Source organism: Tardiphaga sp. 172_B4_N1_3 (genome assembly GCF_052076035.1).
In the GTDB taxonomy this organism is placed as follows: domain Bacteria; phylum Pseudomonadota; class Alphaproteobacteria; order Rhizobiales; family Xanthobacteraceae; genus Tardiphaga; species Tardiphaga robiniae.
Window position 1 is genome coordinate 2,629,152 of the sequence record NZ_CP197238.1, and the last position, 14,556, is coordinate 2,643,707.

Annotated in this window: 15 protein-coding genes; 8 read left to right on the forward strand and 7 right to left on the reverse strand. The window is 60.6% G+C overall.

Annotated elements, in window-relative coordinates; translation table 11 throughout:
- Positions 1–166: 166 nt before the first annotated feature.
- The gene (locus tag AB7783_RS12475) at positions 167–1,156 is read right to left on the reverse strand and encodes a transglycosylase SLT domain-containing protein (RefSeq protein WP_441277810.1); all 990 of its coding nucleotides are present in this window, start codon (positions 1,154–1,156) and stop codon (positions 167–169) included.
- Positions 1,157–1,382: 226 nt separating this feature from the next.
- Here AB7783_RS12475 and AB7783_RS12480 point away from each other — a divergent pair, with 226 nt between their 5' ends.
- Complete coding sequence (locus AB7783_RS12480; RefSeq protein ID WP_441277811.1) at positions 1,383–2,069, forward strand: hypothetical protein; 687 nt, start codon at positions 1,383–1,385, stop codon at positions 2,067–2,069.
- 18 nt (positions 2,070–2,087) lie between these two features.
- Here AB7783_RS12480 and hisI read toward each other — a convergent pair whose 3' ends face one another.
- On the reverse strand, positions 2,088–2,528 hold the full coding sequence (hisI, locus tag AB7783_RS12485) for a phosphoribosyl-AMP cyclohydrolase (RefSeq protein ID WP_231080212.1): 441 nt from the start codon (positions 2,526–2,528) through the stop codon (positions 2,088–2,090).
- Positions 2,529–2,631: 103 nt separating this feature from the next.
- On the reverse strand, positions 2,632–3,354 hold the full coding sequence (gene folE, locus AB7783_RS12490) for a GTP cyclohydrolase I FolE (protein ID WP_441277812.1): 723 nt from the start codon (positions 3,352–3,354) through the stop codon (positions 2,632–2,634).
- Between the two features lie 487 nt (positions 3,355–3,841).
- On the opposite strand from folE, the gene AB7783_RS12495 reads away from it, so the two are divergent.
- Both AB7783_RS12495 and AB7783_RS12500 read left to right on the forward strand, forming a co-directional pair.
- Positions 3,842–4,372: a hypothetical protein gene (locus AB7783_RS12495; RefSeq protein ID WP_441277813.1), complete on the forward strand. Its 531-nt coding sequence runs from the start codon at positions 3,842–3,844 to the stop codon at positions 4,370–4,372.
- Positions 4,373–4,710: 338 nt separating this feature from the next.
- Entirely contained in the window at positions 4,711–5,175 is a 465-nt protein-coding gene (locus AB7783_RS12500; protein WP_439077631.1) for an iron-sulfur cluster assembly scaffold protein, read from the forward strand.
- Between the two features lie 11 nt (positions 5,176–5,186).
- Here the strand turns inward: AB7783_RS12500 and AB7783_RS12505 are convergent, their stop codons facing one another.
- Positions 5,187–6,125: a hypothetical protein gene (locus tag AB7783_RS12505; protein WP_439084220.1), complete on the reverse strand. Its 939-nt coding sequence runs from the start codon at positions 6,123–6,125 to the stop codon at positions 5,187–5,189.
- Between the two features lie 237 nt (positions 6,126–6,362).
- Here AB7783_RS12505 and yidD point away from each other — a divergent pair, with 237 nt between their 5' ends.
- Entirely contained in the window at positions 6,363–6,701 is a 339-nt protein-coding gene (gene yidD, locus AB7783_RS12510; RefSeq protein ID WP_231080209.1) for a membrane protein insertion efficiency factor YidD, read from the forward strand.
- On the opposite strand, the gene AB7783_RS12515 is transcribed toward yidD, so the two are convergent.
- Positions 6,698–7,132 carry a DUF3574 domain-containing protein gene (locus AB7783_RS12515; protein ID WP_441277814.1) on the reverse strand — a complete coding sequence of 145 codons (435 nt, stop codon included), beginning with the start codon at positions 7,130–7,132 and terminating at the stop codon, positions 6,698–6,700. The genes yidD and AB7783_RS12515 overlap by 4 nt on opposite strands.
- A 139-nt stretch (positions 7,133–7,271) precedes the next feature.
- On the opposite strand from AB7783_RS12515, the gene AB7783_RS12520 reads away from it, so the two are divergent.
- Positions 7,272–7,598: a GrlR family regulatory protein gene (locus AB7783_RS12520; RefSeq protein WP_093762042.1), complete on the forward strand. Its 327-nt coding sequence runs from the start codon at positions 7,272–7,274 to the stop codon at positions 7,596–7,598.
- Here AB7783_RS12520 and AB7783_RS12525 read toward each other — a convergent pair.
- Positions 7,595–8,719: an MFS transporter gene (locus AB7783_RS12525; RefSeq protein ID WP_441279688.1), complete on the reverse strand. Its 1,125-nt coding sequence runs from the start codon at positions 8,717–8,719 to the stop codon at positions 7,595–7,597. The two genes, AB7783_RS12520 and AB7783_RS12525, sit on opposite strands and share 4 nt — an antisense overlap.
- 197 nt (positions 8,720–8,916) lie before the next feature.
- On the opposite strand from AB7783_RS12525, the gene thrS reads away from it, so the two are divergent.
- The 3 genes from thrS (at position 8,917) to AB7783_RS12540 (ending at position 11,858) form a co-directional block, all read left to right on the forward strand.
- Positions 8,917–10,950, forward strand: a complete 2,034-nt coding sequence (gene thrS, locus AB7783_RS12530) for a threonine--tRNA ligase (RefSeq protein WP_441277815.1) — start codon at positions 8,917–8,919, stop codon at positions 10,948–10,950.
- A 4-nt stretch (positions 10,951–10,954) separates the two neighbouring features.
- A complete protein-coding gene (locus AB7783_RS12535; RefSeq protein WP_068731927.1) occupies positions 10,955–11,167 on the forward strand; it encodes a hypothetical protein in 213 nt (70 codons plus the stop codon).
- Between the two features lie 124 nt (positions 11,168–11,291).
- On the forward strand, positions 11,292–11,858 hold the full coding sequence (locus AB7783_RS12540) for a nitroreductase family protein (protein WP_441277816.1): 567 nt from the start codon (positions 11,292–11,294) through the stop codon (positions 11,856–11,858).
- Positions 11,859–11,865: 7 nt separating this feature from the next.
- Here AB7783_RS12540 and AB7783_RS12545 read toward each other — a convergent pair whose 3' ends face one another.
- Complete coding sequence (locus tag AB7783_RS12545) at positions 11,866–14,334, reverse strand: putative bifunctional diguanylate cyclase/phosphodiesterase (RefSeq protein ID WP_441277817.1); 2,469 nt, start codon at positions 14,332–14,334, stop codon at positions 11,866–11,868.
- Positions 14,335–14,556 lie beyond the last annotated feature (222 nt).

Here is a 14,556-nt window from a genome sequence, read left to right on the forward strand (position 1 = left end):
ACACGCGGGGAAATCTGTGGCTCCCGGTGAATATCACACACTCCGCCCTCATCCCGAGGAGCGCGCCCTTGCGCGCGTCTCGAAGGATGGCCGCTAGCGGCGATGCCTGCCAACAGCCCATGGTTCGAGACGGCGCTGCGCGCCTCCTCACCATGAGGGGACGGAGCTAACTACTAAAAGTCCCGGCGCGATCGCTGAACAGATCGAGCGGCTTGGGCACGCCGACTTCAGGTGCTTTCGGCAGCGACGTGGACGTCAGTGACGTGCGGTTGCCCCACAATTCCTGCACGGCCGGCGACACAGGTTGCGCACGATCACCGCCCTGGAACAGCGACCGAAAAATCGGCTGTTCCTGCACGGCCGTCGATGACTGATCGGACGCAAAGCTTGCGACCTGCGCCGTGCTCAGATCCGGGAAGCGCGACAGGAACGTCGCATTGCTGGCAGGCGTCAGTGGCGAGACTGCCTGCGCCGTCACCACACCCGCGGATGCCATCGCCGTCCGCGTCGCCGTGGAATTCGCAGCACTGTCATAGCGCGCCGACAGCACCGAATAGACCTGAGACACGCTGCGCGCGCTGCCGCTCTGATCGTAGAAGATTGGCCGGTTCGCTGCGGCGGCATTCGGGAACAGTGCAGCGCCCGATGCGCTCGGATTGTTCGCCGCATTGTTGATCAGCTTCGAGGCGCCGCTGACGCCCATGAAATGCGCCATATAGAGTTCGGCATCGCTGGGACGACGACCGATCTCGCCAGTGAGTTTGAAACTGTTGGACTGCGTCAGCACGCCGGCCATCGCTGAACTCACGACGGGATCGTCACGCAGTTTCAGGATCTCAGCCTTCGCAGCGGGATCGCTCACCGAATAACTGCCCGACGGCGACTTGGTGATGGCGTCGGCATATTTGCCGTAGCCGAGCTGGGTGCCGGCTTCCTTCACGGTGCCGAGCCAGGTCTGCTCGATGAACTGGAACAGGCCCTTGGCCGAGGATGTCGAAGCCGTGGCCGAGGGATTGAAATTGGATTCCATCTTGGCGGTGGCGAGCAGATATTCGAAGCTCGTGCCCGTGGTGCCGGCAGCATTCTTGATCGCGCCGGTCACCTGACTGCGCGTTGACGAGAGTGCTGATGCGAGGTTGGTCGCGTCGACCGCCATAGTGAGGTGCCCCGCTGCCGCGACATGACCACCGGGACGTGCCCTGTCAGCCCTGCGGAAGCCGCGGACACAGTGGGACATTCATGGTTAACGCAATGCTAAGATGGCGCGATGCGCCCCATGCCTCCATCCGTGGTTGAATATTTTACAGAGCATTAACGCGAGGGTGTTTCCGTATGTGTCTGACGGAGATTCGCTCCCGTCGGCAGCGGAAATGGAGCTCACGATGGTTGCGGTCGCAAACGCGAATTCGACGTCGACCCAACCGCGGGACAAAGCGGCCCCCGCCGCCGTTGCGCCCGCCAAGCCATCCGTCTCATCCGACAAGCCTGCATCTGCGCCGACAGCCCCTGCCGCCTTCGTATCGCTGTCAGACCGCGCCAAGGCGATTATCGAAAAGGCCAAGGCCGATCAGGTCGCGACCGAGGGACTCACCGATACATTCGACGAAATGCTGACGAAGCGGACCGACGCCCTGGCCGACCGCCTTTCCAAAGCGTTCGAGAAAATGAACATCCCGCCGGAGTATGCGACGCATATGAAGGTCGACAAATTCGGCAACGTGACTGCCGAAGGCCCCTGGAAGGCCAAGATAGAGAAGATGTTCAGCGACGATCCGGCGCTCGCCAAGGAGATGAAGGAAGTCTCGGGCCTGAATGCCCTGAAGGCGGCGCAAGCTTCGCTCGATCTCTATAACGAGCAGAAAAAATCGACCAATAGTGAAGCGAAACAGGCGGAAGCCTGGAAGAACTACAATATCCGTTCGATGAACATCCAGACCCTGTCTGGCGTCATGACCATGAAGGACGGCAAGCTCCGGTCGGCGGCCGTCGATTACATGAACATGATCGCCGATCCGACCGGCATCAGCGCCGCCGAATCCCGGCAGGATTTCGCCAGCCGGCTGGCGTGACCTGAGATCAGAGCCAGTTCAGCTTCCGTAGACCGACGCCGGATCGAACACCTTGTCCGCATCGATGAACGAGACCTTCGCCGCCCCACCCTCGCCCTTGGTGATCGCGCGGTAGAAACATGAGCGACGGCCGGTGTGGCAGGCGGCTCCGCCGATCTGCTCGACCTTGATCCAGATCGCATCCTGGTCGCAATCCATCCGCATCTCCACCACGCGCTGGGTCTTGCCCGAGCTCTCGCCCTTGCGCCATAGCGCCTTGCGCGAACGGCTGTAATACCAGGCATCGCCGGTTTCGATAGTGTTGCGCAGCGCCTCTTCATTCATATGCGCCACCATCAACACGTCGCCATTCGCCACGTCGGTCGTCACGACGGTGACGAGACCGGCAGCGTCGAATTTCGGCGTGAGCACGAGGCCTTCTTCGAGATCATGGCTGTGCGCGTGCGATGTATTGGACACGGGAAAATCTCTCGCTGTGGTCGTCAAACGAAAATCGGGCGCCTGATGCGCCCGATACTCTAGCAGCAAATCACGATCGTCGCGCGATCAGCGCGACGTGGGTTTAGCGCGACATGGACTGGATCATCGACATGAACCGCGCCTGCTCGGCAGGATTGTCGCGGAAATTGCCGGTGAAACGCGTGGTGAAAGTGCGCGAGCCTTCCTTGCGGATACCGCGGGCCGACATGCAGGTGTGCTCGGCCTCGACCATCACCGCAACACCGCGCGGCTTCAGCACTTCATCGACCGCGGCAGCAAGCTGCGCGGTCAGATGCTCCTGGGTCTGCAGCCGATGGCCGAAGATATCCACGAGACGCGCCAGCTTGGAGAGACCGACAACACGCTCCACCGGTGTATAGGCAATATGCGCCTTGCCGTAGAACGGCATCATGTGATGCTCGCAATGGGAGACGAAGGCCATGTCGCGGATCAGCACGAAATCATCATAGCCCGCGGTCTCGCCGAAGGTCCGATTCAGAACCTCGGCCGGGCACTGATGATAGCCCTGGAACAGCTCGTCATAGGCCTCGACCACGCGTCGCGGGGTGTCCATGAGGCCTTCGCGCTGCGGATTCTCGCCGATATAGGCGAGCAACGTCTGCACGGCCCGCTCTGCCTCGGCGCGCGAGGGCCGCAGCTGGTCGGGATTTACCGCCGCGGCCAGAAATTCGGCGGGATCGAGCTCCGCCGGCCGGAATTCCTGCACTTTGCTCTCGGCAGATCTGACTTCAGAAGATTTGCCATCCGGGGATTTGCCGCGAAGCGGCTTGATCACAGCGTCCATCTTTACTCCGTTCGACCGGCCCCACGGGAGGCCGGAGTGTCACCGGGCAGACGGGGCGGCAAGGCCGCCGGACGCCTGAGTCCGTCAATAAAACATCGTCTTGCGACAATAACACCGAGGCCGCCGAACTGAATTCTCAAATTCCGGCGATCTGGAGAACGCCCGGCGCTCTGTTCGCCGGGCTCCGCCCTATATAGTGGACCATTACGACTGTTGCCAGCCATCAGGCTACCCACTCATCACATTTAAATCGTTGGTCTTTTTCCTATTATTCCCAGCACGCCATTCAAGGGCAATGCGGGCAGTTCCCATGTGAGCCTAGGGTGATGACCCGATACTTCAGAACGGCACGGAGGAACAATCTTGGCAGCGCGCATCGCCTCAAACAGCTCCCCGGGCGACTCTTATGGAGGACGCAGGTTCGGAGGGAGGTGCCAGAAACAGCGCGAACGATCCGTAACCCAGGCATTGGTTGGAGGAAAAGGCGATGGCGGCATCCTGCAAGTATGAAATCAGCATTCTGAAACACGACGAGCAAGAAATCGTTCTTGCTACTCATCATCCCGCCATCGGCGAATTAACGCGCGACAAGCTGGAGATCCTTCGTTCGAGGCTACGGGATTTTCATGGCAAGGAGCACACCCTAGCGCGGCATCGACAGCGCGAAGCAAGAGGAAAAGCCGAACCGAGGGGCAGCAGCTTTTCGGGAACAGCCGAGCATGCCACTCAGCGCAAGCAAGTCTTCGTTGCTGCTATAAAACGCGTTAGCAAGGAGCTGAAGCGCCTGCAGAACTTCGAAGCAAAAAAGGAACTCGGAGAGACCGCCAGGCGCGCATTGGCCCTGCGACGGGCACAGCAATTCTCTCGACCGCAGAATGATCTTCGCCCTGGTGAAGGAATGCGCTCCATCCCGAGCCGGCGCCGGAATATCAAGATTCCTCCTTCACGGATTGGGAGGGTGTCGCAGGCGAACAAGCGCGCGCAGGCTCGGCGCGACGTCAACCGCGGAAGCGAATAAGCGGCGCGGAGGGATTCGAAATTCTCTCTATCTGTCTCAAGGATGAGCGCCGGCTGATCGGAGGTATCGAACCTTTGGATCTGTTGCCCTCACGGATCGCATGTGACCCGATCGGCGCGCCTTCCTTCTGAAGATGTTGGGCGGTCGCTAAAGTGTCCCTACATGAGGGGGACGGCTGCGACGTGCAAAATCCGTGCATCACCAAAAACATAACTGCTCACAGACCATTGAAACTGCTGATCTTTTATTTCATGGAATGGACGCTATATAGAGTCCAGTTCCTCGCGCGCCAAGGACGTGATCCCGGTGACCGATGGCACAGTTAAGGTCCGAACCAGATGCTGAACGACATCTATAACAAGCGCATCATCGAGCTCGCCGGTAACATTCCCCGGCTGGGCCGCCTCCCTGCCCCCGATGCGTCAGCCACTGCCCATTCCAAGCTCTGCGGATCGACCGTCAAGATCGATCTCATGATGGATGCCGATGTGGTCACCGACTTCGCCCACGACGTGAAGGCTTGCGCGCTTGGCCAAGCCTCGTCGTCGATCATGGCGCGTCATGTGGTGGGCTCGACTGCCGAAGAATTGCGTGCGCTGCGCGAGACCGTTCGCAAGATGCTGAAGGAAAACGGCGCACCGCCATCGGACGGAAAGTGGGCAGATATCGCCCTGCTCGAACCGGTGCGCGACTACAAGGCGCGCCACGCCTCGACGCTTCTCACATTCGATGCGGTCGTGGACGCCATCGGGCAGATTGAAGCCAAGTCAAACGCCGGAGCCAGTCAGCCGACGCCGGCGTAACGCCAGTGCGGCTATTTCCCTGACGGTGCCGATGCGACGCCGCCAGTCGGCACCGAGGCCTCGGCCGTCTTGGTCGACTTCGTCGAAGACACGACCGGCGCCGAAGCGACCGGGGTGTTTTCATTCTCCGGCCCGCTCACGAAACGATCCTGTACCGACTTCGGCACCAGTGATGCGACCGGCGCCTCCTGCTCGCGAGGCTCGGGCAACACATCACCGACACTATGGCTGGTGACCAGATTGGTCAGCTTCAATTCGGCTTCCGTAAGCCGATGTAGATCGTCCCACGGCGGCACGCTGAGCGACAATGACAAGAGATCGCCCGTGCCTCCCATGTCGAAGGTGTATTTGGCAAGACGGCCGATATCCCGTTCGACGATCATCAAATCATTTGCCGTATAGCTCGCAGCCTTCGGGTCGTCGGCGCGGTCGCCCATCCAGATTTGATGGACGCGCACAAGGGATTCTTCGGCCACATAGCGGGTCTTGCCCGCCAGCAGCAGGAACACGCACATAGATTCGCAATAAGCCTGCGGCACGACCGCCGGCTTCATGACGCCCGAGGACGATTGCAGGTCGACCGTGATACCGACTGTGGTGCGCAGACCAAGCTTGCGCCAGCGCCGGCCCATGGTGATGGCGTCATTGACCGAGCCGCCGCTGGAATCCAGCACCACTGTCGCGTCAGTCAGATCGCGGCCTTTGGAAAATTCGTCGAAATCCCTGACGGTGTCGCCGGTGACAATCCCCACCGCGCCGATCCAGCCACGGCAATTCGGCTCGCAGGCGACCCAGGTGAAGCGCATCGGGAGTTTGCGTTCTTCGAGAACGGCTGCAGCTTGGGCAGAGGACACGGCCGAAGCCAGCAGGCCCGCCGCGAGTCCGGGAAGAACGATGCAAAAGGCCGCGGCGCGAAACAGCGCCGAACTACCTGATCGAAGCGACCTCATACGTCCCAAGTCGGTTCCTTCCCCGCACTCTCATGAGCAATGGCAACGGCCCCAAACAACGCTCATGATTCTGTCACACGGGCGTTACGTGAAAACCTAACGAGCTTCGCCGCAGCGTCCAGTTACTTTTGCTGCACTGCATGCAATAAATTGGCAGGTGTGTCTCCAATGCATAAGTAGATGGGTTCCATGCAAAGGAACCGGGCAAAACCCGGCTGATCTGATAGCAATCCGACCATGAAACATTCATCCATGTGCCCGAACTGCGTCGGTACTATTCAACGGCTGCCGCGCAATGCCGGTCGCGGCATGATCTGGATATACCGCCACACGCTGTCGCCGCTGGTCGGATACAATTGCCGTCACCTCCCGACCTGCTCGGTCTATGGCGACGAAGCGATCGAGCGCTACGGATTGTGGGCCGGCGGCTGGATGACACTGGCCCGGCTGCTCCGCTGCCAGCCATGGGGCACTTCGGGTATCGATAACGTGCCGGCCAAGCTGTCGCCCGATGCCCGTTGGTATACACCGTGGCGCTACGCGCGCTGGCGCGGTGTCAATGACAGCGCAAACTAGAAACTTACGCAGACATTGCCGACCTTCGTGAGCACGGACTGCTGACTGAACTGCCGCTTATAGCTGTCCGCGATAGCAACGAGATCGGCACGTTTCTGAGCGTCGTCGGCGAAAGTGATCAAAACGACCTTTGCCCTTTCGCGGACATCAACATTACGCACGCCGTCGCGCCACTGCCCGTCTCCATCAATGACGGTGAGACCATCGGGAAAGCGGGGTGTGATTTCCCTTGCTACGAAATTTGCAAATGCAGATTCGCTGATACCAGGCCGATCGCCAATGTTGCGGCCAAAGATCATCTCCGCAGACACCATGATGCGCGACGGCGGCAGACAGGCTTGCGGCGGCAGCCATGCACAGCCGCTCATCAGCACACTGACTGTTAATGTAGCAATGCGTGCGGAGAACAGTTGGCGGATATGTCGCGGCACGCCGAACCTCAAATTATCAAAGCTATTTTTACAAAATGCCTACTGGTGGGATTGTTGAATAACATTTGATACCATAGGGTGCCGCCACTTCATCTCGCCAAATTCATCTTCACTTAACATCACTGCCCGGGGCACTCAGGTGGAAGACGGCCTATACGAAGTACATTTTCATACTATTCATGGCACCGGGACCGGCGTCGTCTATGCAATCGGCGGAAAGCTGCGCGGCGGCAACTCCGCTTTCGCCTTCATGGGCAACTATCAAAACAGAGGCGAGACTATCTCTGTCAAGGTGTCATCGAAACGCTACAACCCGGATCAGAGCTTCAAGTCGGTGTTCGGCTTTGAAGGTGTCACACTGGCATTGACCGGTCGCGTCAATGGCGACCTGCTCGATTTCGAAGGCAGTGCGCTGCAATTGCCCGGCGTGCCGTTCAAGGCGCAACTGACCCGCATCTGCGACTAAGCGACACGTCCCGACATTTTACGGCTGAACGCGATGGCCACCAGTGCCGTCGTCAGGAACCCCATCGCGACAAACCCCGACGCGTGGAAGTATCCGCCGGCGAACAGCGCGCCACCGATGCCCGATCCAATCGCCTGGCCGACATAGAGCATCGATGTATTGAGCGAGACCGACGCCGCTCCGGCCGACGGTGCCGCCATGATCAAGCGGACCTGCTGCATCGACGTGATGGCGCCGAAGCCGAGCCCCCAGATCGCGACGCCGAGCGCCATCACCGGCAGCAGGCCTGTGCCGAGCGTCCAGACCGTCATGCCAGCCAACACCAGCGATGTCGATAGAATGGAGGTTCTCAGCGGCCCCCAGCTATCGACGATCCGCGTCGCCGTCATGATGCCGAGAAAACCGCAGACGCCGTAGATCGCGAAGACGGATGCCGCTGCATCGTGCCCTGCGCCCGCGAGACGTTCGAGCAGCGGCGCCATGAAGGTGAAGATCGAGAACTGCCCGGCGATCTGAAGCATAGTGATCGACAGCAACAACAGCACGAGCCGGTTGCGCGCCAGCGACGACCAAGTACTGAGATCCACAGGCGCGCCGAACAGCCCGCGCGGAATCCGCCACACCAGCAACACGAGACTGATGCAACTCATTACGCCGACGCAGCCATAGACCTCGCGCCAGCCGAAGCGGCTGGCGATGAACGTCACCAGCGGCAGACCGACCGCAGCAGCAAGGGTCCAGCCGAGAAAGACGTAAGCGACGCTGCTGCCCCGCTTCTCCGGCGGCACCAGCATGCCGACCACGCCTGCCGCCTGCGGAGTATACGGTGCCGCAGCGATGCACATCACCAGGCGGATAGCGAGCAGCACCGCATAGTTGGGCGCAAGGGCCGAAGCGAGATTGCACACGGCCACGACCGCGATGACGCCGATCAACATGTGCCGTCGCTCGATCCGGCTGGTCAGCCACGACATCAGCGGTGAGCAGATGCACAGCATCACTGCGCCGAAGGTGATGAGCAGTCCCGCTTCGCGGATCGTGACGCCGAGGCCTGCCGACAACTCACCGAGCATCGCCGTCGGCCCCAGCAGACCGATGCCGGTGACGAAATTGCCGATCATGAGTGCGGTGGGAGCGTAAGGGCGGGAAACTGTCAAGATATCGCATCTTATGGATGCAACTGCATGCAAGTCAAACCTGCAAGCCAAGCGTGCAAATCAGATCAGCCAGACTGGTGTTGCAACGCCCGAATCGGCTGCTATACCGCTCGTCCGCTTACCTGCGCCCGTGTGCAGGAGTGAGCCACAGGAGAGAAGACATGACAGAGAATGAAGGCTCGGGATTCAAGTTCGGCCTCGCCAACCTCACCCCCGCCGAAACCAACAATATCACCGTTACATTCCCTGACGGCGCCAAGCGCGAATTCGCCAGGGGCACGACCGGTTTCGAGATCGCCAAGGGCATCTCGCCGTCGCTGGCCAAGCGCACCGTCGCCATGGCGCTGGATGGTACCGTCTCGGATCTCTCCGATCCGATCGACGCCGACGCCAAGATCGATTTCATCAACCGCGACGACCCCCGCGCGCTGGAGCTCATCCGGCATGACGCGGCGCATGTGCTCGCCGAAGCCGTGCAGACGCTGTGGCCGGGCACCCAGGTGACCATCGGTCCGGTGATCGAGAACGGTTTCTATTACGACTTCTTCCGCAACGAGCCATTCACGCCCGAGGACTTCGGAGCGATCGAGAAGAAAATGCGCGAGATCATCGCGCGCGACAAACCGTTCACCAAGGACGTCTGGGATCGCGAGAAGACCAAGCAGGTATTCCGCGACAAGGGCGAAGCCTTCAAGGTCGAGCTGGTCGACGCCATTCCCGGCAACGAGCCGATCAAGATCTACTACCAGGGCGACTGGTTCGACCTCTGCCGCGGCCCGCATATGACGTCGGTCGGCAAGGTCGGCAACGCCTTCAAACTGATGAAGGTGGCCGGCGCCTATTGGCGCGGCGACAGCAACAATCCGATGCTGACGCGAATCTACGGCACGGCCTTCGCCAAACAGGAAGACCTCGACGCGTATCTGAAACAGATCGAGGAAGCCGAGAAGCGCGACCACCGTAAACTGGGTCGCGAACTCGACCTCTTCCACTTCCAGGAAGAAGGCCCGGGCGTCGTGTTCTGGCACCCCAAGGGCTGGACCATCTTCCAAGCGCTGATCGCGTATATGCGTCGTCGCCTGAACGGCGACTACAGCGAAGTCAATGCACCGCAGATCCTCGACAAGGTGCTGTGGGAGACCTCGGGCCACTGGGAATGGTACCGCGAGAACATGTTCGCCGCGCAGTCCGCCGGCGACGAAGCCGAGGACAAGCGCTGGTTTGCGCTCAAGCCGATGAACTGCCCCGGCCACGTGCAGATCTTCAAGCATGGCCTCAAGAGCTATCGCGACCTGCCGCTGCGCCTTGCCGAGTTCGGCGTCGTGCATCGTTACGAGCCGTCGGGCGCCATGCACGGCTTGATGCGCGTGCGCGGCTTCACCCAGGACGATGCCCACGTGTTCTGCACCGAGCAGCAGCTCGCCGAGGAATGCCTTAAGATCAACGACCTGATCCTGTCGACCTATTCCGACTTCGGCTTCGGCGACATCGTGGTCAAGCTGTCGACGCGGCCGGAGAAGCGCGTCGGCACTGACGAGATGTGGGATCACGCCGAGCGCGTGATGGCCACCGTGCTGTCGGTGATCGAGAGCCAGTCCGGCGGTCGCATCAAGACCGAGATCAGCCCCGGCGAAGGCGCGTTCTACGGACCGAAGTTCGAATATGTGCTGCGCGACGCCATCGGCCGCGACTGGCAGTGTGGCACCACGCAGGTCGACTTCAACCTGCCGGAGCGTTTCGGTGCGTTCTATATCGACGCCGACGGATCGAAGAAGGCGCCGGTGATGGTGCATCGCGCGATCTGCGGTTCGATGGAGCGCTTCATCGGTATCCTGATCGAGCACTTCGCCGGCAACTTCCCGCTCTGGCTGTCGCCGGTACAGGTGGTGGTCACCACGATCACCTCGGAAGGCGATGAATACGCCAAGGTCGTCGCCGCGGCCGCACGCAAGGCTGGCCTCCGCGTCGAGATCGATCTGCGCAACGAAAAGATCAACTACAAGGTCCGCGAACACTCGCTGGCCAAGATCCCTGCCCTGCTCGTGGTCGGCAAGAAGGAAGCCGAAACCGGCCAGGTCTCGGTGCGCCGCCTCGGCAGCGACGGCCAGAAGGTGAGTTCGCTCGAGGAAGCCCTCGCCGCACTGGTCGATGAGGCGACACCGCCCGACGTGAAGCGCGCACTGGCGGAGGGCTGAGCCGATGAGCGACGATGAAGAGATCGAGATCGAAGCCTATCCGCTTCGGTCCTATCAGCTGATCGCCGATCCCAACCGGCCGGACGTGGTCGCGCTGGCATTCGAGACAGAGCGAGGCCATAGCCTCTATCTGGCCTCGCGGGCCGTGCTGGAGGATCTGGGCCGTGATCTGCTGGACCGTGCCTCCAAGATGCCGGAGCACAAAACGGTCAGCTGAGCGGATGCGCGCGATCACAATCCGTCTAAATAAACAGGGCCCGCCTCGTGGCGGGCCTTTTCGCGTGGTAAGCGGTCATTCAATTCCTGCAAATTCTGCGCATCCTCATCTGTGAGAACTGCCTGTGCCCGACATCATCGACTTCCTGAAGACCCGCCGCTCCGTCAAGCCGCGCGAAATGACCGGCTCCGGCCCCTCATCCGCCGAACTCGAAACCATCCTGACTATTGGGGCACGCGTGCCGGACCACGGCAAGCTGACGCCATGGCGCTTCATCGTTTTCGAGGGCGACGCCCGCAAACGCGCCGGCAACGTCATCGCCACCGTGTTCGCACGGAAGAATCCCGATGCACCGGTCGAAGATATCGAGGCGCAGAAACACAAGCTGACGGAAGCGCCGCTGGTGATCGGCGTGGTGAGCATCATCAAGCCGCATCCGAAGATTCCGTCATGGGAGCAGGAACTGTCCGCAGGTGCGAGCTGCATGAATATTGTGTCGGCCGCTACAGCCATGGGTTATGGCGCCAACTGGCTGACCGGCTGGATGGCCTATGACCGCGATGTGCTCGAAGGTCTCGGCCTCGCCGCCAATGAAAAACTGGCGGGCTTCATCCATATTGGCGGCAAGCCTGACAAGGTGATCGAGGACCGGCCGCGGCCAGAACTCAAGGACGTCGTGACCCGGTTCTGAACCGGGTTTACGCGGCCTGGGACGCCTGGCTGCCAAACCGGCGCAGCAGGTTCTCGATTTCCGAAGCCGGCTTGGCAGGGCTGAACAGAAAACCCTGCACCTCGTTGCAGCCTTCTGCACGCAGCCAGTCCAGTTGATCGATCGTTTCGACCCCCTCGGCCGTCGTGGTGATGTTCATGCTGCGGCCGAGTCCTGAGATCGCGCGTACGATGGCAACGCAATCCGGCCGCTCGATCAGATCTTTCACGAAAGACCGGTCGATCTTGATCTTGTCGAACGGAAAACTCCGCAGATAGCTCAGGCTGGAATAGCCGGTGCCGAAATCATCCATCGAGATGCGGACGCCCAGCGCGCGCAACTGATGCAGGATCGCGAGATTGGCCTCGGTTTCCGCGAGAAAAACCGACTCGGTGATTTCCAGCTCAAGACGATGCGGCGACAGGCCGGAATAGGCCAGCGCAGCGACCACGACCTGCACCAGGTTGCGGCTGCGGAACTGCACCGGCGAGAGATTGACCGCGACCTTGATATCGTCCGGCCACTTGGCAGCTTCGGCGCAAGCCTTGCGCAGCACCCACTCGCCGAGCGTGACGATGAGGCCGATATCCTCGGCGACGGGGATGAAATCCGCCGGCGAGATCATGCCCTTGTCGGGATGTTTCCAGCGCAGCAGCGCCTCGAATCCGGTGATGCGATCGGCGGCCAGATCGACCAGCGGCTGGTAATGCAGTTCGAAGTCGCCATCGGCGAAAGCGCTGCGCAGATCGAGCTCCATATCGCGGCGCTTCTGCGCCTGACGATCCATCTCGCGCTCGAAGAAGCGATGCACACCGCCGCCTTCGGACTTGGCCCGGTACAATGCCATGTCGGCATTGCGCATCAGCTCTTCGCTGGTATCGCCATCGCCAGGTGACATGGCGATACCGATGCTGGCGCCGATCACGACCTCGACGCCGTTCATGTCATAGGGCGCGCTGATGATCTCGATCAGCCGCGCGGCAAAATCGTTGGCTTCGTTCGGCGTGATATCGGCTGCCAGCACCACGGCAAATTCGTCGCCGCCGAGCCGGGCTGCGAGATTGTTGCCACGGACCTCGGCGCGCATTCGCGCGGCGACCATCTTCAGCAGCCGATCGCCCATCGGATGACCGAATGAGTCATTCACGTTCTTGAACAGATCGAGATCAATGCAGAGAACCGCGACATGTTTGGTCGGATTGTCGTGATCCAGCGCCTGGGCCAGACGCTCCTGATAAAAAACACGATTCGGCAAATCCGTCAGCGCATCGTGATGCGCCATATGCGCCACACGCGCCTCGGCCTTGCGACGCTCGGTAATGTCGACGACAGCCACGAGGAAGCCGTCGCGGCCTTCGAACATCACGCGGCGGCCATAGGTCAGCACCTCGATCTCGCTTCCGTCGGCCTTCAGGTGGCGCCAGTTGCGATCCGACTGATAGATATCTCCGAGCTGCATCAGCGCACGCGTGTGGAGCTCCCATTCATCGCGCGGCCAGATTTCCTTGAGTTGCATGCGCAGGAAAGTGGCGCGATCGTATCCGTAATGCGCGACAGCCGCGTCATTGACGCTGAGAAAATCCATCGTCTCGGCATCGAACACCCACATCGGCATCGGATTGCTGTCGAACAGCAGCCGGAACGAGGCCTCGCGGCGCTTAATGTCGGTGACGTCAGACACAGTCAGCGACACCAGGTCGCCAAAAGCGGTGGCGCTGAGCCGAAGGTTGCGATCATCGCTGTCGATTTCAAGCTGACCGCTCTGGCCATTGGCGATCATGGACAGCAGCCATTTCGTCACGCTCGGCAGCGACAATGCGTGGCCGCCTGCACTCAGCTTGCGCCACTGAAGGTCGGTAGGTGATACTTTCAGCAGGCGCGAAGCGCCCTGATTATGATGCACGATCTGGAAGTCAAAAGCCTGGCTTGCGGAATCCCGGATTGCCGCAAGCGACACGATGCCTTCGTCCGTCGACGAGAAGATCGCATCGACCAGATTGTAACGGGTGCCCTGCTCGTTGACATAGACGCCGACCAACCGGCCACCCCAGCGTGACGCTGTCGGCAGCGCCAGAATGTCATAGGTGTGGACGAGACCGTCACGCACGCAATGCGCCACCATCAGATGCGGCCTGTTGGCCTGCAACGCGCAGTTTGCGGCTTCCGTTAGCGCACGCACGCAATCAGGTGCCAGCACGTCGAGCGGAATGCCCCAGCGATCGTCACCCAACCACTGTTGCACATAGCGGCCGCTGCGTGACACTTCGAGCGTCTCACCTTCGACTTTCAGCAGGACGATGTGATCGGCCATCCGCCCAAGACTGCCGAGCATCACTTCTTCATAGCCGGGCAGAATCTGGCCGGGACGAACGGCCGCCCGCCATTTGCGTTGCAAGGCGGGAATGTCGTCGAACAACTTGACGTCCGGGCTTCCGGATAACTGTCTGGCCGCGGTCACGACATCCCCTTCGGAACACTTGTAGCGATACGTGCTATTCGGGCTATGGGGATTAACGTCATGTAAACTTTCCGCGGCTGCGGACGGCAACGACGTGTTGTAACGCGATAAACTGGCACGATGGTTAGTTGGCGATTCAGGACCATGACACGCGCATGACAATTCATTCGCGTTTGAAGCGTGTTGTCTGCAACGAGATCTTTGTTCTGGAAGATTGTTGAG